Origin of the sequence: Serinicoccus profundi, assembly GCF_008001015.1 — a bacterium.
GTDB classification, from domain to species: domain Bacteria; phylum Actinomycetota; class Actinomycetes; order Actinomycetales; family Dermatophilaceae; genus Ornithinicoccus; species Ornithinicoccus profundi.
The window spans coordinates 1,185,779-1,206,083 of record NZ_CP042862.1 but is presented as its reverse complement, the minus strand read 5'-3'; the positions used below and the strand labels follow the sequence as shown (position 1 = coordinate 1,206,083).

The 20,305-nt window shown below is 71.3% G+C and carries 16 protein-coding genes; 2 read left to right on the top strand and 14 right to left on the bottom strand.

Going from position 1 to position 20,305, the window contains the following annotated elements; translation table 11 throughout:
• Position 1 precedes the first annotated feature (1 nt).
• The 3 genes from FA582_RS05530 to FA582_RS05520 form a co-directional block, all read right to left on the bottom strand.
• Positions 2-1,366 (bottom strand): aminotransferase class III-fold pyridoxal phosphate-dependent enzyme, encoded by a 1,365-nt coding sequence (locus tag FA582_RS05530; protein WP_010146431.1) that lies wholly within the window; start codon positions 1,364-1,366, stop codon positions 2-4.
• 130 nt (positions 1,367-1,496) lie between these two features.
• A complete protein-coding gene (locus FA582_RS05525; RefSeq protein WP_010146430.1) occupies positions 1,497-3,056 on the bottom strand; it encodes an aldehyde dehydrogenase family protein in 1,560 nt (519 codons plus the stop codon).
• 102 nt (positions 3,057-3,158) lie between these two features.
• Positions 3,159-5,300, bottom strand: a complete 2,142-nt coding sequence (locus FA582_RS05520; protein ID WP_010146429.1) for a S9 family peptidase — start codon at positions 5,298-5,300, stop codon at positions 3,159-3,161.
• 84 nt (positions 5,301-5,384) lie between these two features.
• Between FA582_RS05520 and FA582_RS05515 the strand changes: the two genes are divergently transcribed.
• Complete coding sequence (locus FA582_RS05515) at positions 5,385-7,622, top strand: asparagine synthetase B family protein (protein ID WP_010146428.1); 2,238 nt, start codon at positions 5,385-5,387, stop codon at positions 7,620-7,622.
• A gap of 134 nt (positions 7,623-7,756) precedes the next feature.
• The gene (locus FA582_RS05510) at positions 7,757-8,035 is read left to right on the top strand and encodes a hypothetical protein (protein ID WP_141567475.1); all 279 of its coding nucleotides are present in this window, start codon (positions 7,757-7,759) and stop codon (positions 8,033-8,035) included.
• A 17-nt stretch (positions 8,036-8,052) separates the two neighbouring features.
• Here FA582_RS05510 and dnaE read toward each other — a convergent pair whose 3' ends face one another.
• The 11 genes from dnaE to FA582_RS05455 form a co-directional block, all read right to left on the bottom strand.
• On the bottom strand, positions 8,053-12,177 hold the full coding sequence (dnaE, locus tag FA582_RS05505; RefSeq protein WP_147899759.1) for a DNA polymerase III subunit alpha: 4,125 nt from the start codon (positions 12,175-12,177) through the stop codon (positions 8,053-8,055).
• Between the two features lie 52 nt (positions 12,178-12,229).
• A complete protein-coding gene (locus FA582_RS05500) occupies positions 12,230-13,159 on the bottom strand; it encodes an RluA family pseudouridine synthase (protein ID WP_010146425.1) in 930 nt (309 codons plus the stop codon).
• Entirely contained in the window at positions 13,156-13,653 is a 498-nt protein-coding gene (gene lspA, locus FA582_RS05495; RefSeq protein WP_010146424.1) for a signal peptidase II, read from the bottom strand. Before lspA ends, FA582_RS05500 begins: the two co-directional genes overlap by 4 nt.
• Before the next feature lie 26 nt (positions 13,654-13,679).
• Positions 13,680-14,150 carry a TraR/DksA family transcriptional regulator gene (locus FA582_RS16715; protein WP_010146423.1) on the bottom strand — a complete coding sequence of 157 codons (471 nt, stop codon included), beginning with the start codon at positions 14,148-14,150 and terminating at the stop codon, positions 13,680-13,682.
• A gap of 175 nt (positions 14,151-14,325) precedes the next feature.
• Positions 14,326-15,366, bottom strand: a complete 1,041-nt coding sequence (locus FA582_RS05485; protein WP_010146422.1) for a DivIVA domain-containing protein — start codon at positions 15,364-15,366, stop codon at positions 14,326-14,328.
• A gap of 174 nt (positions 15,367-15,540) precedes the next feature.
• Positions 15,541-15,825 (bottom strand): YggT family protein, encoded by a 285-nt coding sequence (locus FA582_RS05480; protein WP_010146421.1) that lies wholly within the window; start codon positions 15,823-15,825, stop codon positions 15,541-15,543.
• 63 nt (positions 15,826-15,888) lie between these two features.
• Positions 15,889-16,413, bottom strand: a complete 525-nt coding sequence (locus tag FA582_RS05475; protein WP_010146419.1) for a cell division protein SepF — start codon at positions 16,411-16,413, stop codon at positions 15,889-15,891.
• Between the two features lie 60 nt (positions 16,414-16,473).
• Entirely contained in the window at positions 16,474-17,214 is a 741-nt protein-coding gene (locus tag FA582_RS05470) for a YggS family pyridoxal phosphate-dependent enzyme (protein WP_010146418.1), read from the bottom strand.
• A complete protein-coding gene (locus FA582_RS05465) occupies positions 17,211-18,035 on the bottom strand; it encodes a purine nucleoside phosphorylase YfiH/LACC1 family protein (RefSeq protein ID WP_010146417.1) in 825 nt (274 codons plus the stop codon). Before FA582_RS05465 ends, FA582_RS05470 begins: the two co-directional genes overlap by 4 nt.
• Before the next feature lie 98 nt (positions 18,036-18,133).
• Positions 18,134-19,459 (bottom strand): cell division protein FtsZ, encoded by a 1,326-nt coding sequence (gene ftsZ / locus FA582_RS05460; RefSeq protein WP_010146416.1) that lies wholly within the window; start codon positions 19,457-19,459, stop codon positions 18,134-18,136.
• Between the two features lie 125 nt (positions 19,460-19,584).
• On the bottom strand, positions 19,585-20,304 hold the full coding sequence (locus tag FA582_RS05455; RefSeq protein ID WP_010146415.1) for a cell division protein FtsQ/DivIB: 720 nt from the start codon (positions 20,302-20,304) through the stop codon (positions 19,585-19,587).
• Position 20,305 lies beyond the last annotated feature (1 nt).

Below are 20,305 nucleotides of genomic sequence, written 5' to 3'. Positions count from 1 at the left end.
CTCAGGCGCCGTGGGACGCCGCGGCCGCCGCGACGGCCTCGCCGAAGATCCGCACGCCGATCCGGGCCTCCTCCTGGGTGACCACCAGCGGCGGGGACATACGCACGACGGTCTCCCCCGCCTCGAGGACGAGCAGGCCGCGCTCGAAGGCCGCCTGCTGGACCGCGCCGGAGAGGGCGGAGTCGGCGAACTCGACACCGATCATCAGCCCGACCCCGCGCACGTCGCGGATCGCCTCGGGGTGCTGCGCCTGGATCTCGCGCAGCCCGGCGATGATCTCCTCGCCGACCGCCTTGGCGTGCTCGAGCAGGCCCTCGTCCTCGATGACCCGCAGGGTGGCGAGCCCGGCCGCGCACGGCACCGGGCTGCCGCCGTAGGTGGAGCCGTGCGTCCCGACGCCCCACTGCTCCATGATCGAGGCCTTGGCGATGAAGGCGCCGAGGGGCAGGCCGGAGGCGATGCCCTTGGCCGAGAGCAGCATGTCGGGCTCGACGCCAGTCTGCTCGATCGCCCACATGGTGCCGGTGCGCCCCATGCCGCACTGCACCTCGTCGGCGATGAGCAGGATGCCGTGCTCGTCGCAGAGCTCGCGCAGCCGCCGCATCCAGCCCTCGCCGGGCACGATGTAGCCGCCCTCGCCCTGGATCGGCTCGACGAAGATCGCGGCGACCTCGCTGGGGGCCACGTCGTGCCGGAAGATCGTCTCCAGCGCGTCGAAGGTCGCGGTGTCCTGTGCGTCCTGCCCGGCGGCGACCTTGGTCGGGTCGGCGTAGGGCACGTGCAGCACACCGGGCAGCAGCGGGCCGAAACCCTTGTGGTACTTCGGCTTGGAGCTGGTCAGCGAGACAGCGCCCATGGTGCGGCCGTGGAAGGCGCCGAAGAAGCTGATGACGTAGGGCCGCCCGGTGGCGTAGCGGGCGAGCTTGAGCGCCCCCTCGACCGCCTCGGCACCGGAGTTGGTGAGGAAGACCCGCACCGGCTCGGACATCGGTGCGGTCTGCGCCAACGCCTGGCACATCTGGGAGTAGACCGGCAGGAAGAAGTCGCTGGCCGAGTAGTGCAGCAGGTCGGCCGCCTGCTCCTGCACGGCGCGGACGACCTCGGGGTGCGCGTGGCCGGTGGAGTTCACCGCGATGCCGGCGTTGAAGTCGAGGAAGAGGTTGCCGTCGACGTCCTCGATCCGGCACCCACGGGCACGGCGCGGGGCGAAGGGGTAGGCGCGGGGCAGGGATGGGCTGGTGATCGCCTGGTCGCCGGCCACGATCTCCTGCGTGCGCGGGCCGGGGAGCTCGGTGCGCAGGTCGGGTAGCGGGCGGGAGGCGTCGGCCCAGTCCGTGGTCGGCTCGGCCAGGGTGGTGTCGGTCATGGGTGCTCTCTTCGGGTCGTCGGTGATGAGGTATGCCGTCCCGCCGGCCCCGTCGCCGAGTGCCGGGACGGGCGCTCGACCGGAGCCGGCGGACGGTGGGGGTCGGAGGGTGTCGGCCGTCGGGACCGGCTCAGCCGGTGACGATGGTCTGGGACTGCTCGCGCAGGAAGAGCTGGACGTAGTGCAGGCCGCCACCGGCCTTGCCCGAGCTGCCCGAGCCCTTCCAGCCGCCGAACGGCTGGACACCCGGCCAGGCGCCGGTCGTGGCCCCGGCGGGACGGTTGACGTAGACGACACCCGCCTCGATCCGGGACAGGAAGGTGTCGATCTCCTCCTGCTCGCCGGCGAACAGGCCGGCGGTCAGCCCGAAGACGGTGTCGTTGGCGCGCTCCAGCGCCTCGTCGAGCCCCTCCACCGGGGCGACGACGGCCAGCGGCACGAAGAGCTCGGTGCTGAAGAGCTCGTCATCGGCGGGCAGACCGGAGATGAGGGTGGGCTGGACGAAGTAGCCGGGGTGGCCGTCTGTGCCCTGGAGCACCTCACCTCCGGCCACGACCGTGCCACCGGCCTCGCGGGCGTGGTCGACCGCGGCGCGGAAGCGCTCGACGGCGTCGGCGTCGATGACCGGGCCGCAGAAGGTCTCCCGCTCGAGCGGGTCGCCGACGACGACCTCGCCGACGGCCTTGCCCAGGGTCTGGACGAGCTCGTCGTGGACCGCGGCGTCGACATACACCCGGGAGCAGGCGGAGCACTTCTGCCCCGACGCGCCGGCGATCGAGCGGGTGATGCCCTTGGCGGCCGCGTCGAGGTCGGCGCTGGCGGTGACGATCGTGGGGTTCTTGCCGCCCATCTCGGTGATGATCGGGCGTGGGTAGTCGCCGCGGAAGGCCTCAATGACGGCCATCCCGCCGGCGTAGGACCCGGTGAAGGTCAGGCCGTCGATCCCGCGGTGGGCGACGACCGCCTTGCCGACGTCGTCACCGCCCGGGAGGATCTGCATGAGGCCCTCGGGCAGCCCCGCCTCGAGCATCGTCTCGTAGAGCTTCCACGCGACGTGGGTGCCCTGGACCGACGGCTTGAGGACGACCGCGTTGCCGGCGACGAGCGCGGCGGCGGCCGGGCCGGCGGCCAGCGCCATGGGGAAGTTGAACGGGCTGATGACGCCCCAGACACCGTGCGGGCGCAGCACCGAGCGTGTCGTCTCGGTGTCCGAGAGCTGCTCCATCGAGGCCTCGAAGCCGCCGTTCTTCTCCACCTGGTCGCAGTAGTAGCGGAAGAAGACGGCCGACTCCTCGACGTCGCCGAGCGCTTCGAGGCGGTTCTTGCCGACCTCCATGGTCATGAGCGCCGCGAGCTCGTTGGCGCGCTCGCTGATGAGGTCGGCCACGTCGCGCAGGACGGGAAGCCGCTCCTGCCACGGCGTCGCCGCCCAGGGACGACCGGCCTCGCGGGCGGCGGCGATGGCGGTGTCGACGGCCCCCGGGGAGGCGGCGCGCACCCGGGCGATGAGCACCGAGGGGTCGGCCGGGCTCATGACGTCCACGGGCTTGCCGGGATCGGGGTCTCCGGGTGCGGAGATCTCCGCACCGAGCCACCCGCGGGCGACCTCCACACCGGCCTCGTAGGCCGTGTGCAGGTCCTCGTTGTCAGCGGTCAGGGTCGCGTAGGTCACCTTGTAGGGCTCGGACACCGTCGTCTCCTCACATCTCGCAGATTGCCGAGTTCATCCGCCATAATGCCAGATCGGCAGGACGATTGACGGCCATACCCGCGATTCGCCGGAAAATCTCCGCTAGGCGGTCGACGACTCCGGCTCGCTCAGCGCTCCCGCGTCGAGCTGGTCGACCATGAAGGCGATCTCGAAGGCGGTCTCCCGCCAGGCGTCGTAGCGCCCGGTCTTGCCGCCGTGACCGGCGACCATCTCGGTCTTGAGCAGGATCGGGCGCTCCTGCGGGTCGCTGGTCACCGTCTCGCGCAGCCGGGCCACCCACTTGGCCGGCTCGACGTAGTAGACCCGCGTGTCGTTGAGCCCGGTCGTGGCCAGGATGGCGGGGTAGTCCACCGGGCGGATGTTCTCGTAGGGGGTGTAGGACCGCATGAGCTGGTAGATCTCGGCGGAGTCGACCGGGTTGCCCCACTCCTCCCACTCGCTGACGGTGAGCGGCAGCGCCGGGTTGAGGATCGTCGTCAGCGCGTCGACGAAGGCCACGCCGGCGTGGACCACCCGGAAGCGCTCGGGGGCGAGGTTGAGGATCGCCCCCATGAGCAGTCCGCCGGCGGAGCGGCCCTCGGCGGCCAGCCGGTCCGGAGCCACCCAGCCGGCCTCCACCAGGTGGTCGGCGCACGCGACGAAGTCGGTGAAGGTGTTGGTCTTGTGCTCCATGCGGCCGTCCTCGTACCACCCGCGCCCCATCTCACCGCCGCCGCGGACGTGGGCGACGGCATACACGACGCCGCGGTCGAGGTAGGACAGCCGGGAGACGGAGAAGTGCGGGTCCGCGGAGATCTCGTAGGAGCCGTAGCCGTAGAGCAGACCGGGGTGGGTGCCGTCCGGGCCCACACCCCGCCGGGCGACGAGGGAGATGGGGATCTGCGTGCCGTCCTGAGCCGTCGCCCAGAGACGGTGCTGCTGGTAGTCCTGCGGGTCGTAGCCGCCGAGGACCGGCTGGCGCTTGACGAGGGTGAGCCCACCGGTGCCGAGGTCGAGGTCGTAGACGCTGCGCGGGGTCACCATCGACTCGATGAGGACCTGCAGGGTGTCGGTCTCGTAGGTCGGGTTGGCGCCCGACTCGATGGTGTAGACCGCCTCCTCGACCGGGACCTGGTAGCCCTTGCCCACGGGCCGCCCCTCGCCGGACAGCGGCAGCACCTGCAGCTGGGTCAGACCCTCTCGGCGCAGGGACAGCACGAGGTGCCCTGCGAAGGCCTCCACGCCGGCCAGCCGCACGCCGTTCTCCCCCGGGACGACCGTGGACCACTGGTCGGCGGAGGTGGCGTCGGCCGGGGCGACGGCCAGCTCGAAGTCGCGGTGGCCGCGGTTGTGCACGATCCACAGGCGCTCCCCGGCCGGCTCCACGTCATACTCAACGCCCTCCTCGCGGGGCGCCACGACGCGCACCGGCCCGGTAGGCTCCTCGGCGTCGATGAGCCGGACCTCCGAGGTGTTCTTGCTGCCGAGCCAGATGATGACGTGACGGTCGTCGCGGGAGGTGCCGACCCCCATCCAGAAGCGCTCGTCGTCCTCCTCGTGGACCAGCACGTCCGCCTCGGCGTCGGCACCGACCTCGTGGCGCCAGATCTGATGGGGTCGCCAGGCGTCGTCGACCCGGGTGTAGAAGAGGTGCTGGCCGTCCGCGCTCCACGCCGTGCCGTAGCCGATGCCCCGCACCGCGTCATCGACGACCTCGCCGGTCGCGAGGTCCTTGACGCGCAGGTCGAAGCGCTCGTCACCCGTCGTGTCGACGGCGTAGGCGAGCCGATCACCGGCCGGGGTGACGTCGAAGGCGCCGAGGCTGAAGAACTCCTCGCCCCGCGCCTCCGCGTTGCCGTCCAGCAGGACCTCCTCACCCTCCGGCGCCGCGCCGGGGTCCAGCTCGGGACGCTCCGGCGACTCCCCCACCGCGACCCGGCCGTGCACGGCATACTGCTCGCCCTCGATGGTGCGCGTGTAGTACCACCAGTCGCGGTGGCGGACCGGCACCGACAGGTCGGTCTGCTGCACCCGGTCCTTGATCTCGGTGAAGATCCGCTCGCGCAGCTCGTCCAGGTGGCCGGTGCGGGCCTCGGTGTAGGCGTTCTCGGCCTCGAGGTGGGCGATGACCTGCGGATCGGTCTTGTCGCGCAGCCACTCGTAGGGGTCGGTGACGTCCTCGCCGTGGTGGGAGCGGACGACGTCGACGTGGGCGGCGCGGGGCGGGGTGGGCTGATCGGTCACCCGCCCCACGCTACCCCGGTGGCGACGCGGCCGACGGTGGGTGTGACGCCCCGTCGACACCCCGGCGCCTACGATCGTCACACCATGATCCCCCGTCCCGTCCGTCACCGCCGGGCCAGCTGGGTGGTCCGCGGCGCCGGCCGCAGGAGCCACCCCGCGCTGCGCGCGTCACGGTATGCCGAGCTGCGCCTGCGGGAGGCCGAGGGGCTCCTGCTCGGACCGGGTGAGGTGAGCGAGGTCTACGGGCGGGCTCCGCACGACCACCCCCTCACCGGGCTGCTCGACACCACCGGCGAGTGGGTGGGGCTGCTGGCGGACGACCCCGAACGCACCTGGGTCGCGATGAGCGACTTCCACGGCTTCGGGCACCTCTTCTGGTCGGTGCAGCCCGCGCCGGACGGGCAGGACGTCTACCTCGGGACCACCCTGGACGCCGTGGTCGACCGGCTTCGCGCCGACGGGGTCCCGCTGCAGGTGGACTGGGGTGTGGCCCACACCACCCTGGCGTCCAACCACGTGCTGCTGCGCAACCAGTGGTCGCGGCGCACGCTCGTCGCGGGCGTGCAGTGCCTGCGCCCCGACGAGCTGCTCGTCATCGGCGACCAGGGCGTCGGCACCGTGCCACGACCGATGACCACCGACCCGTCCGGGCGCGGCTACGAGGAGCTCTTGGAGGCGGGCATCGAGCGCGCGAGCGGGCTCCTCAACCGGGTCGCCGACGCCGTGCCCGACGTGCGGGTCTTCGCCTCGGGCGGCAAGGACAGCCGGGTGGTCCTGGCCCTCATGGACCACGCGGGGGTGCTCGATCGCAGCAGCTTCGTCGCCGCCGACCCGAGCCGATGGGCGGACGCGGCCGGCCGCAAGGAGCTCTGGCGAGACCTCGTCGTCTCCGACGAGCTGCGCCGCGCCGCCGGGCGGCCGTGGTACGTCGAGCCCGACTACGAGGACCGCATGCTCTCCTTCGCCGAGAGCATCGCCCACCACCAGAGCTTCTCCGCCGGCAGCCAGTGGGCGGCCTCCGCGGAGCGCCAGCTGCGGTGGCCCACCGTGCCCTACGTCGCGGTGCGCGGGGGCGCCGGTGAGCTGATGCGGACGGCCTTCCGGGCGATCCGCACCGGCACGCCGTTCGGGGTGATGGAGCAGACCGTCCCCGCCCTGGCCGCCGACCTGCGACGGCTTCACCCGCTCGTGCTCCACCGCGGCGTCGAGCTGCCACCGGGGGCGCGCGAGGCGGGCGAGGCGGCCGTCGCCGAGGCCTTCGCGATCCTGCCGGACGCCCCGATCGGCGAGCAGGTCGACGCGCACTACCGCCTGCACCGCAACCGCTCGCACTTCGGTCACGTCCTGCACTCGTTGCACCGGCGCAGCCTGGCGCTGCACCCGCTGGCGACGCCGGAGTTCCTGCGCGCCGCGCACCTCCTGCCCTTCGCCGAGCGCGACCTCGGCCTCGCGGCCTTCGACGTCGTCGAGCGGCTGCGCCCCGACCTCAACCGGCACCGGCTGGCCTCCGGGTCGTGGCCCGCTGCGGTGTGGCAGCAGCGGGGCGGGGCGCCCACCCCGCTCCCGGCCGCGCCGACCGGACCCTTCGGGCGGGAGCGGGTGCCCGGCTACTTCGACGCCGAGGACCACAACCACTTCCGTCGCGGCTGGACCAGCGGGCCGCTGCGCTTCGACATCCGGACCGCCGCACAGACCCGCGCCGTCACCGACCTGTGGCGGCTCCACGAGCTAGCACCGCAGGAGGCGCCGAGCAGCTTCGTCGCCTCGGTCGCCGACCTGGTGACCACCTCGGCGCTCAACCCGGCCACCACCGTGGTCCGGCTGGCCTCGATCCTGCGTGCACTCGACGCGCCGGGCACCGACCCACCTGCCTCGCTCGAGGTGCGGGTCCGGACCGGACGACGGCTGCCCTGGAGACGCAGGGAGCGGGTCGAGGTGGCGCCGGTCCGCTCCGGCCCGACCGGCTCGGTCCGGAGCCTGCAGGGGTATGCCGCGAACGCCCCGTCCGCGGGGCTGGAGACCTTCGAGGTGGACCCTCGGACCGAGCCCGGCGTCTTCTGCCACCTCGCCATCGAGGACGGCACCTTCGTGGCGCGCCGCATCGGTGCCGAGCGCGCAGGGTGGCCGCTGCGGCATACCTTCACGCTGGTGCGCGGTGGCGAGGAGGCCGCCGAGGTCACGACCGAGGCGGCCCGCGCCGTCCTCGCGACGCCGGTGACGCCGGGGCGCTGGCGGGTGCACCTGGCCGCCCGACGCCTGGACCGACCGGAGATCGTGCTGCGGGCGAGCTCGCCGCCGGTGGTCGTCCCGGAGACAAACTGAGCCGACGAGAAGCGGCCCCGTGGCAGCACCGGACGTGACGCGCGTCACACCATGCGAATGGTCAAGTTTTCCCCATGAAAGAGTAGAGAAGGAGTAAAGCTCCTCATCGGTAACCACGAGATGAGGTGCAGATCATGACCGTCCAGAGCACGTCGACCACCGGGACGATCACCGGGACCTACCGCGTGACCCGGCAGAGCCAGGGCGCCGGCATCGACTACTACTTCCGCGTGAGCGGCCCCGACGGCCGCGCGAGCGAGCACAAGGTCTACTGGTACCCCTCCATGACACCGTTGCAGGTGGCCGAGGCCGTAGTCGCCGCTCGCCTGGAGGTAGACGTCGCCACGCAGGTCACCACCACGACGGCCCGGCAGGACCTCAACGAGGGCGGGTTCGTCGTCACGCTCACCTGAGGTCGGCGGAAGGCCTCTCAGCCTCCGACGCTGGCCGGGCCCAGCAGGGCCTTGAGGTCGCCGAAGAGCTCGGGCGTGGCCGTGACCCGCAGGCTCTCGTCCAGCTTGAGCAGGACGGTGCGGCCGGGCTGGGTGAGCTTGACGTGGACGTCGGTCGCGCCGGGGTGGTCGGCGAGGACCCCCTTGAGCTTGTGCGCGAGGCCGTCGGTGACACGGGTCAGCGGCAGGTTGAGCACCACCGGGCCGCGGGGGCCGGACTTGATGTCCGGCAGCGTCATCTCGTTGGCCATGAGCTCGGTGGAGTCGTCCTTCTTGAGCCGGCCCTTGACCACGACCACGGTGTCCTCGGCGAGCATCGTCGAGATCGTCATGTAGGTCTTGGGCCAGAAGACGACGTCGAGCGAGCCGGCCATGTCCTCGACGGTGGCCCGGGCATACGGGTCGCCGTTCTTGGTCCGCTTGAGCTGCAGGTTGGTGATGAGCCCGGCGACCGTGACGAAGTCGCCGTCCTTGGCGCCGTCCTCACCGACCAGTTGCAGGATCGAGGCGCTGGCGTGCTGGGACAGGATGTGCTCGATGCCGTTGAGCGGGTGGTCGGAGACGTAGAGCCCGAGCATCTCGCGCTCGAAGGCCAGGCGCGCGGTCTTGTCCCACTCGATCGCGGGGATGGCCGGGAGGGTGACGATCTGCACCGGCTCGCCCTCCTCGTCATCGCCGCCGCCGCCGCCGAAGGACAGCCCGGAGAAGAGGCTGTCCTGGCCGATCGCCTCCTGCTTCTTCTCGTCCGCCAGCGCCTCGACATACCTCTCGTGCACGGTGACCAGCCCTTGGCGGGTGTGGCCGAGACCGTCGAAGGCTCCGGCCTTGCACAGCGACTCGATGGTGCGCTTGTTGCAGACCACAGCCGGGCACTTGCGCAGGAAGTCCTCGAAGGAGGTGAAGGCGCCCTTCTCCTCCCGGGTGGCCGCGATCGCCTGGACGACGTTGGAGCCGACGTTGCGGATCGCCTGCATCCCGAAGCGGATGTCGTCGCCGACGGCGGCGAAGGTGCCGATCGACTCGTTGACGTCGGGCGGCAGCACGGGGATGCGCAGCCGCCGGCACTCGGCGAGGTAGAGCGCGGTCTTGTCCTTGTCGTCGCCGACGCTGGTGAGCAGGGCGGCCATGTACTCGGCCGGGTAGTTGGCCTTGAGGAAGCCGGTCCAGTAGGAGATGACGCCGTAGGCCGCGGTGTGCGCCTTGTTGAAGGCGTAGTCCGAGAACGGCACCAGGACGCCCCACAGGGCGGCGACCGAGGCCTCGTTGTAGCCGTTCTTCTTCATCCCGTCCGAGAACGGGATGTACTCGGCGTCGAGGACCTCCTTCTTCTTCTTGCCCATCGCGCGGCGCAGGAGGTCGGCGTTGCCCAGCGTGTAGCCCGCCAGCTTCTGGGCGATCTCCATCACCTGCTCCTGGTAGATGCAGTTCGACAGCACCAGGCCACGGGAGATGAAGTTGTGAACGTCGTCGACGGTGATGTCGTAGACCGGCTCCGGTGGACCGACTGAGATGTCCTCGATGCCGGTCCAGTCCAGCTGCTCGTAGGGTCCTTCTAAGGTCTGCACCCGGCGAACAGGTGGAGGAGCAGCAGGCGCGCCGACCGCTCCGACGAGGACCGGCTCGCCCCGACCAGCCACGACACGCTCGTCGTGGGAGAAACCGATGCAGTCCTGTCCGACGACGAGTTCGCCCGCCTCGACCCATCCACGAGGGGTCAGGACCGGGTGGTCCGCCGAGAGCCGGACCGAACCACCGGCACCTGTACTGATGGTCAGGATCGGCTTGTCCGGCATCTGCCACCAGTGCGTGACCTGACGCCGCACCACCGCGCCCCGCTCGTCGACGCCGAAAGTGAAGAACCCCTGCTTGACTCGGCTCTCGAGCTCATCGATGCGGATCTGCTCGCCGGTGTCAGCATCGACGATAGGTGTCTCACCGGCGACGCACAGACCGTAGGTGTTCTCCAGGATGGGCTGCAGGGCTGCCTCCATCTCCGGCTGCAGCTTGCCCTTGAGCTCGGGGTCCAGCGGGGTGTTCTCCTGCTTGCCGTTCTTGCGGAGCGCGAAGTTGGTGTGCGCGTTGACGCCCATGGGGCCGGGGCGGTAGAGCGCGAGCGCCGCGGAGATGTCCTCGAAGGTGTCGGGCTGCATGAGGCGCAGCAGCTGGCGCATGCCGTTGCCGTCGAGCTGGAAGACCCCGAGCGTGTCGCCCCGGCTCAGCAGGTCGTAGGTCGCCCGGTCGGTCATGTCCTTGGACAGCGCGTCGAGGTCGATCTCCTCGCCACGGTTCTCGCGGATGTTGTTGATGGCGTCGTCCAGGACGGTGAGGTTGCGCAACCCCAGGAAGTCCATCTTGACCAGCCCGAGCGACTCGCACGTCGGGTAGTCGAACTGGGTGATGATCTGGCCGTCCTGGTCGCGGCGCATGATCGGGATGACGTCGAGCAGCGGCTCGCTGGACATGATGACGCCGGCGGCGTGGACGCCCCACTGGCGCTTCAGCCCCTCCAGCCCGGTGGCGGTGTCGAAGACCTCCACCGCGTGCTCGTCGTCGGCGAGCAGCTCACGGAACTCGCCGGCCTCGGCATACCTCTTGTCCTGGGGATCCTGGATCCCGGCCAGCGAGATGTCCTTGCCCATGACGCTGGGCGGCATCGCTTTGGTGAGTTTCTCCCCCATCGCGAAGGGGAAACCCATGACCCGGGAGGCGTCCTTGAGCGCCTGCTTGGCCTTGATCGTGCCGTAGGTGACGATCATCGCGACCCGCTCGTCGCCGTACTTCTGGGTGACGTAGCGGATGACCTCGGAGCGTCGCCGGTCATCGAAGTCGACGTCGAAGTCGGGCATCGACTTGCGCTCGGGGTTGAGGAAGCGCTCGAAGATCAGGCCGTGCTGGATCGGGTCGAGGTCGGTGATCCCCATCGCGTAGGCGCACATGGAGCCGGCACCCGAGCCACGGCCGGGCCCGACCTTGATGCCGTTGTCCTTGGCCCAGTTGATGAAGTCGGCGACGACGAGGAAGTAGCCCGGGTAACCCTTGTCCATGATGACGCCCGACTCGTACTCCGCCTGCTTGCGGGCGTAGTCCGGCACCCCCTCGGGATAGCGCCGGTGCAGACCGGTCTCGACCTCCTTGATGAACCAGCTCCGCTCGTCCTCGCCCTCGGGCACCGGGAAGCGGGGCATGTAGCGGCCCTCGCCCTCGGTGAAGGAGATGTCGCAGCGGTCGGCCACCAGCAGGGTGTTGTCGCACGCCTCGGGCAGCTCGCGCCAGATGTCGCGCATCTCGGCGGCGGTCTTGAGGTAGTAGCCGTCGCCGTTGAACTGGAAGCGGTTGGGGTCCTGCATCGTGGACCCGGACTGCACGCACAGCAGCGCCGAGTGCGCCTTGGCGTCCTCCTGGTGGGTGTAGTGCAGGTCGTTGGTCGCCAGCAGCGGCAGCGAGAGCTCCTTGGCCAGCCGGAGGAGGTCCTGCCGGACGACGCGCTCGATCTGGATGCCGTGGTCCATGAGCTCGAGGAAGTAGTTGTCCGCGCCGAAGATGTCCTTCATGTCCGAGGCGTACTCGACGGCCTTGTCCCACTGCCCGAGCCGCAGCCGGGTCTGGATCTCCCCCGACGGGCACCCCGTGGTGGCGATGAGGCCCTGGCCGTAGGTCTCCAGCAGCTCGCGGTCCATGCGCGGCTTGAAGTAGTAGCCCTCCATCGAGGCCAGCGAGGCCATCCGGAAGAGGTTGTTCATGCCGTTGTTGTTGCGGGCCAGCAGCGTCATGTGGGTGTAGGCGCCGCCACCGGAGACGTCGTCGCGCCCGCCGTCGCCGTACTTCACCCGCGTCTTGTCGGTGCGGTGGGTGCCGGGTGTGACGTAGGCCTCGAGCCCGATGATGGGCTTGACGTCGTAGCGCTGCGCGGTCTTCCAGAACTCGTAGGCACCGAAGATGAAGCCGTGGTCGGTCGTCGCGATGGCCGGCATCCCGAGCTCGGCGGCCCTCTCGAACATGTCGGTGATCCGCGCCGCACCGTCGAGCATGGAGTACTCGGTGTGGTTGTGCAGGTGGACGAAGTTCTGCTCGCGCGGGACGCTGCTGCTGGTTGGTGCTGACATCAGGACGAGATCCTAGTTCGCCGCGCTGACACTCCTGCCGCCCTGCCCCGGATCACCCGCGGATGCGCTCCAGCGCCTGCTCGAGGTCCTGCGGGTATGCCGAGACGAAGGTCACCCGCTCACCGCTCCCGGGGTGGTCGAAGGCGAGCTCGGTGGCGTGCAACCACTGGCGGTCCAGCCCCAGGTCACGCGCCAGGGTCGGGTCCGCGCCGTACGTCAGGTCGCCGCAGCAGGGGTGTCGCAGGGCGGAGAAGTGGACGCGGATCTGGTGGGTGCGGCCGGTCTCGAGGTGGATCTGCAGCAGGCTCGCCCGACGGTGCGCCTCGAGGAGCTCGTAGTGGGTGATGCTCGGCCGTCCGCCGGTCATCACCGCGAACCGGTAGTCGTGCCCGGGATGGCGGCCGATCGGGGCGTCGATGGTGCCCTCGTGCGGGTCCGGGAGGCCCTGGACGAGGGCGTGGTAGGTCTTGTCGACGACGCGGTCGCGGAAGGCCTGCTTGAGCACGGTGTAGGCGCGCTCGGACTTCGCGACGACCATGAGCCCGCTGGTGCCCACGTCGAGACGCTGCACGATGCCCTGCCGCTCCGGCGCCCCCGAGGTCGAGATGCGGTAGCCGGCCGCCGCGAGACCGCCGACGACCGTGGGGCCGTTCCAGCCGACGCTGGGGTGGGCCGCCACGAAGGACGGCTTGTCGACGACGACGATCTCCGGGTCGTCGTGGACGATCCGCATCCCCTCGACCGGCTCAGCCACGACGGCGAGCTCCGGCGGGGGCCCGGCCGGCGGCATACGCACCTCGAGGGAGGCGCCGGCGATCAGCCGGTCGGACTTGCCGACCGCCCGCCCGTCGACGAGCACGTGCCCGTCGGCGGCGAGCGTCGCCGCCTTGGACCGGGAGAGCCCGAGCAGTCGGGGCAGCGCCACGTCGACCCGCTCCCCCTCCAGCCCGTCGGGGACGGTGAACATCCGGAAGTCGCTCACCGGGCCTCCTCGAGGTCCTCGTGGCTCTCCTGGCCCTCGCGTGTGCCGTCCGGGTGGTAGCCGCGCAGCGAGAGCAGGATGATGAGCCCGGCGGCCGTCGTCACGCCGATGTCGGCGATGTTGAAGACGGGGAAGTTGGGCAGCGCCAGGAAGTCCACGACGTGCCCCAGCCCGACCGAGGGTGGGCGGAAGTAGCGGTCGATGAGATTGCCGACCGCACCCCCCAGGAGCAGACCGAGCGTGAGGCCCCAGGCCAGGCTGCGGGTGCGGAAGGACTGCCAGACGATGGCGAGTGAGACCAGGGTGGCGATCGTCGTGACGACGCCCGTCCAGCTCGTGCCCAGCGAGAAGGCCGCCCCGGAGTTGTAGACGAGGTGCAGCTGCAGCAGCTCACCGACCAGGGGGACGGACTCACCCCGCGTGAGGGCGGCCTCGGCCCAGGCCTTGGTCGCCTGGTCCAGCCCTGCCCAGAGCAGCGCGACGAGCAGCACCACGGTGGTGCGCCTGGGAGGGCGAGTGGTCAGCGGCGTTCCTGCTTCTGCTTGCATGTCAGGCATAGCGTCGCACGCGGGAAGGCCTGCAGCCGCATCTTGCCGATCGGCGTCCCGCACGACTCGCAGTCGCCGTAGGTGCCCGCGTCGATGCGATCGAGGGCATGGGTGTTCTGCTCGATGAGGTCCCGCGCGTTGTTGGTCACCGAGAGCTCGTGCTCACGCTCCCAGGTCGCGGCTCCGGCGTCGGCCTGGTCGTCACCGGCGCCGTCGCCGAAGGAGCGACCGCGGTCGTGCAGCTCACGTTCGGCCTCCTCGACCTCCTCACGCAGGCGGTCGATCTCGCCCTCCAGCTCGCTGCGCACCTCCTCGAGCTCGGCAGCGGTCCAGGGGCTCTCGCCCTCGCGCACGCTCAGCGCCTGGTGCTGCCCCTGCCCCTTGCTCCCCCGGCCTGCGCGCGTCGTGCTGCGCGAGGCCTCCTTCTTGGCGGTCGTGGCCACGGTCGTCCTTCGTTCGTGGGCTGCGCTCCCCCTGCCAGGCGAGCGATCGTGCTGGGAGGATAGATCACGTCCCTGCCGATGACAACGGCAGGCGGCACCACCCGGAGACCGGAACGCAGGCGGCGCCCCGTCCGCAGGTGCGGACGGGGCGCCGAGGTGGGGCGGGAGGAGGCGATCAGCCGGACGGACGGGTGCCGTCCAGCCGCTCCATCTGGTCGGTGAGGAAGGCCCGCAGGCGCTCGCGCAGGTCTCGCTCCTGCCTCTGCAGGCCACTGATGGTGGACGACAGGGCGCTCTCCCGTGTGTTCAGGTCCTCGAGCACGGTGGCACGCTGCTGCTCGGCGTCGCTGATCATCTGGTCGTGGTCGGCCTGACCCTCGCCGACCAGGCGGTCGCGGGTCTGCTCACCGGCGCTCACGAGCTCGTCGTGCCGGCTCTGCCCGGTCTGGACGAGCTCGTCGTGGGTGGCCTGGCCCTCGCTCACGAGTCGGTCGTGCGTCTCCTGGCCGGTGCTCACGAGCTCGTCGTGCCGGCTCTGCCCGGTCTGGACGAGCTCGTCGTGGGTGGCCTGGCCCTCGCCCACGAGGCGGTCGTGCGTCTCCTGGCCCGTGCGGAGCAGCTCGGCGCTGCGCTCGTCGGCCTCGGCCACGGTCGCGGCCTTGTAGCCGTCGCCCTCCTCGATGAGCCGGGCCCTGGTGCTCTCGCCCTCGGCGACGTGCTGGTCGTGGAGGCGCTGCGCCAGCGAGATGATCGAGCTCGGGTCCTCGCCGTCGCCCTGCACCGCCTGACCGCCAGCGGGGGCGGCCACGGCAGCCATCGACGCGCGGGCGTCCTCGCGGTCGCTCTCGGCGGCGGCCGCACGCTCCTCGGCCTCCTGGGCACGCTGCTCGGCAGCCGCACGGGCCTCCTGGCACTCGCCCAGCTGGCGACGCAGGTCCTCCAGCTCGGCACCGGAGTCGCTGCCCTGGGCAGCATCAGTGGAGACGGTCGCCGCGTCGCTCGGCTCGGTGGTCCGGGCGGTGTCGCCGGCACCGATGCCACGGCTGGCGCGGCAGTCCTCGAGGTCGGTGCGGAGGCCGTCGTTCTCGGCCACCAGCCGACGCAGCTCCACCACGACCTCGTCCAGGAAGTCATCGACCTGGGTCTCGTCGTAGCCGCGGCGCAGGTGCGTCGCGTTGAAGCTCTTCTTGATGACGTCCTCGGGGGACAGAGCCATGTTTCACCTCATGATCCAAGGGGGTCACCACCACGTCGGGAACCCGCGACGTGCGGGTGTGGCGATGACGTGCGGGTATGCACGGTGTCCAGCGAGCACTCTAACGCACCGGCGGCGCTCGGTCACCGAGTCGGCCGGGCCGCGTCGAGCACCCTCACGAGAGGCTCGGCGGCCTCAGAACGGCAGCGACAGGGCCAGCGAGCGGCCGATCCCCACGGCGATGATGAGCACGAGGAAGCCGAGGTCGAGCGCCACCCCGCCCAGGCGCAACGGGGGGATCACCCGGCGCAACGCGCGCAGCGGCGGGTCGGTCGCGGCATACACCCCGTTGGCGAGCACGAGCACCGGGCCCTTGGGGCGCCACTCCCTCGCGAAGACCTGCACCCAGTCGAAGACGAGGCGGGCGATGAGCACGAAGAAGTACAGGTTGAGCAGGAGCGCGAGGATCTGGCCGATCATGCGGGCAGCCTACGCGGGCACCCTGAGCACCGACTGCGACCGGGCCGGTGCACAGGGCCGTCGTCAGCTCTGGTTGAACGGGCCCTGCGCCCCACGCGTCTGCTCCGCGGTGGTGGTGCCACCGTCGACCTCGACGAAGGAGGGGCTGAGCAGGAAGACCTTGCTCGTGACCCGCTCGATGGAGCCGTGCAGGCCGAAGGCCAGGCCGGCGGCGAAGTCGACGAGCCGCTTGGCGTCGGAGTCGTCCATGTCGGAGAGGTTCATGATGACCGGCACGCCGCCGCGGAAGGCCTCACCGATGGTCTTGGCCTCGTTGTAGGTGCGGGGGTGGATCGTGGTGATGCGGTTCAACTCGCCGACCTCCGGCTCGCGGACGACCTGGGAGACGGGGGTGCGCGAGGGCATGGTCGCGACGGCGGTGGCGGCGCGCTGGTCGCCGGTCCCGTCGTCCTCACGCAGCTGGCGCACGGTGGCTCCCGAAAAACGCTGGTCGGGCGTCTCGTCGGCGTAGGTGTCGTAGTCGTCGAAGCGCTCGTCGGACTCGGCGAGTCCGAGGTACTCCATGGTCTTGCGCAGTGCCCCGGCCATGTGTGCGAGCTCCTAGGTGCGAGACGGGCGTGAGCCCTGGTGGATCGGTCGTCCCCGACGCTACCGCTGCGGCGGTCGCGAACCGAGGATTGCGCTCCCGACACGCAGGTGTGTCGCCCCGGCGGCCACGGCGGCCTCGAGATCACCGCTCATCCCGGCCGACACCCAGGTCGCGTCGGGGTGGGTATGCCGCAGCCGCTCCCCCAGGGTGGCGAGGCGGTCGAAGGCGCGGCGGGTGTCGTCATCGGTGAGGTCGCGCGGGGCGATCGCCATGACACCGCGCAGCCGCAGGTGGCCGGCGTCCGCGACGGCCTCGGCGAGCGCGGCCAGGTCCGCGGGCGCGGAGCCACCGCGCCCCGCCTGCTCGCCCTCCCCCAGGTCCACCTGGAGCAGGACGTCCAGCGGGTCAGTCACCTCCCCCTCCTCGAGGGCCGCCTCGCGGCCGGTGTCCAGGCCGCGGACGAGGCGTGCCCGGTCGACCGACTGGACGACGTCGGCATACCTCGCGACCCTCCGGGCCTTGTTGGTCTGGAGCTGACCGACGAAGTGGACCCGCAACCCCTCGCGGATCGCGCCCGCCAGCTCCGACACCTTGTCCCCGGCCTCCTGGTCGCGGCTCTCGCCGATGTCGCGCACCCCCATCCCGGCCAGCAGCTCGACATCGGTGGCGGGGAAGAACTTCGTCACCGCGACCAGGATGAGGTCCTCGGGCCGGCGCCCCTCCACCGCGCAGGCCGCGTCGATGCGCTCCCGGACGGCCGACAGCCGCGCGGTCAGCTCCTCCCGCCGGTCCACGCTCACGCCACCTGCTCCGGAGGGAGCAACCGGACGACCCCGGCGAAGCGGCCCGTGGTGCCGTCGCGGCGGTAGGAGTAGAGGTCCTCCCGCTCGCGGGTGCAGCCCGGCAACCACCGCACCGCGATGTCGAGGTCGCTGTCGGCGAGCTGCTGGACCACCCCGGCCGCGACGTCGATCGCGGGGGTGCCGGTCCAGGACACGCTCGCCGCGGCGGGGACGAGGGCGGCGGCCTCGTCGCGCAGGTCGGCGGGAACCTCGTAGCAGCGCGGGCACACCGACGGGCCGACCACCGCCTCGAGGCGGCGGGCGCCGAGCCCGGCGAGGGCCTCCAGGGCGGCCGGCACGACACCCGCGAGCAGGCCGGGGCGCCCGGCGTGGACGGCCGCCGCGAGACCCTCCGTGCGGTCGAGAAGCAGCAGCGGCACGCAGTCGGCGACGAGCACGACGAGCGCCTCGTCGGTCTGGTCGGTGACGAGCGCGTCGACCGGCGGAGGGGGCGAGAGCGACGGCTGACCAGCTGTGGCAAGGCCCGCGGTGGCCGCAGGGGCGCTCGCCGTCGTGGTCGCGGCGGCCGTGGCGGCCGTGAGGGCCACCGAGCACCCGTGCCGCTGGTCCATGAGGCGCAGGTCGGCGCCGCGCAGGCCGAGCTCGTGGGCGAGCCGGTGCCGGTTGGTGTCGACGGCCTCGGGGAGGTCACCGACGTGACCGCCGAGGTTGAACGCCGCATAGGGCTCCTGGCTGGCGCCGCCGTGGCGGTCGGTGACGGCCCACTCCACCCCGTAGCTGTCGCCGGTGGCCTCGAGCCGCTCTCGCCAGGTGAACACGGGCACGACAGTAGCGGCCCGGGTCGGTCGCCTCATGACACTGCCCCCGCCGTAGGACGGCGAGGCAGTGGTGGAGGCCGGGAGATGGGGCGGTCAGGTCACTTGAGGAAGTCGGGAACGTCCAGGTCGTCGGAGTCGTCGAAGGTCACCTGGCGAGGCGGCTGCGGCGACGCTCGGTGGGCTTGGGCCGGCTGAGCCTGCGCATCCTGCTCCTCGTCCGGCTGACGCCCCTGCCCAGCGCCCTCCGGCTGGCCCTGACCGCTCTGCCGCAGGCCATCGGGCGCGGGCGTGGCGCCAGCGGGCATCGAGCCAGACCCGTGACCGGTACCTCGCTGGTCCGGGACGGGCCGCTGCTGCGGCGGCTGCTGCTGGCCACCGGCGGGCCGCTGCTGGCCCTGAGCAGGCTGCTGACGGTTGGTGCCACCCGCCTGCACCTGCCCAAGCGCACGGTCGTTGCCCTCGCCGCGGGCCTGCGGCGCGCCGCCGTCGAAGCCGGCCGCGATGACCGTGACGCGCACCTCGTCGCCGAGGGAGTCGTCGATGACCGCACCGAAGATGATATTGGCCTCCGGGTGCGCGGCCTCCTGGACCAGGCGGGCCGCCTCGTTGATCTCGAAGAGCCCGAGGTCGGAGCCACCCTGCACGGAGAGCAGCACGCCGTGGGCGCCCTCGATGCTGGCCTCGAGCAGCGGCGAGGAGATCGCCAGCTCGGCGGCCTGCACCGCGCGATCCTCTCCCCTGGCCGAGCCGATGCCCATGAGCGCCGAGCCGGCCCCTTGCATGACCGACTTCACGTCGGCGAAGTCGAGGTTGATCAGGCCCGGCGTGGTGATGAGGTCGGTGATGCCCTGGACACCGGAGAGCAGCACCTGGTCGGCGCTGCGGAAGGCGTCGAGCATCGACACGGTGCGGTCGGAGATCGACAGCAGCCGGTCGTTGGGGATGACGATGAGGGTGTCGACCTCCTCGCGCAGCGTCGCGATGCCCGACTCGGCCTGGTTGGCCCGGCGCCGACCCTCGAAGGTGAACGGCCGGGTCACGACACCGATGGTGAGCGCACCCAGGCTCTTGGCGATCTTGGCGACCACCGGCGCACCACCGGTGCCCGTGCCGCCACCCTCACCGGCGGTGACGAAGACCATGTCGGCGCCGCGCAGCGCCTCCTCGATCTCCTCGGTGTGGTCCTCCGCCGCACGGCGGCCGACCTCCGGGTCGGCGCCCGCACCGAGACCCCGGGTCAGCTCGCGGCCGACGTCGAGCTTGACGTCAGCGTCACTCATGAGCAGGGCCTGGGCGTCGGTGTTGATGGCGATGAACTCGACACCCTTGAGGCCGACCTCGATCATCCGGTTGATGGCGTTGACGCCACCTCCGCCGATGCCGACGACCTTGATGACGGCCAGGTAGTTCTGCGCTGCGGACACGATGGACCTTTCGGAACGGGTGCGGGTGCGATGCATCGAATGCGGTGCGTGCCGCGAGCATACGCGTCACGTGCGAGGGCGGCCCTCAGCATGAACCTCGACCTCAGGTCGAAGGTCGAGGTGGTTCAGCCGGTGGCCTCGGGAAGCCCCGTGACCACGGGCGTGCCGGGGATGCGCACGTCGATCGTCATCGCGAGGGCACCCTGCGGGTCGATGGTCTCCTGCCCCACGAGGGCGGTGACCACACCCCACTTCTTCTCGTTGTCGGTGGGCTCGCCCCACAGCAGGGTGAGCTGCCCGAGGTCCATCTCGATGGCCCCGTCGCGGGTCACCGACGGGGGGCTGAGCTCGCCCTCGAGGGTGTCGGGATCAGGGCGGGTGCGCCACAACTCGGCCAGCCCGGTGACGGTCTCACGGTCCAGCTCGGTCGGGTCGGTGCGCAGCGCGATGAGCGGCAGCTTCTTGCTCGGGCGGTCGACCTGCTCGTAGATCACCCCGGAGGCGTCGGCCAGCCAGGTGGACCCGGCCCCACGCAGCGCCAGCGCAGGGTCACGCTCGGTGACGACGAGGGTCACCGACGAGGGCCAGTCGCGCTCCACCTCGACCGAGGCGATGCGCGGGTCGGCCAGCACCCGCTCGCTGACCCGGCCCTCGGAGACGCGGGCCAGCGGCCGACCCTGGGGGATCTGCGCCTTCTCCAAGGCGCTCTGGGCCACCTCGTCGCGACCACCCGTCGCCTGGACGTCCTTGACGACGAAGGCCGCCGAGAAGAAGAAGAGGAAGACCATGCCCAGCGCGGCCGCCAGCATCCCGCCCGACCACAGCAGGAGGGTGCGCCGACCCACG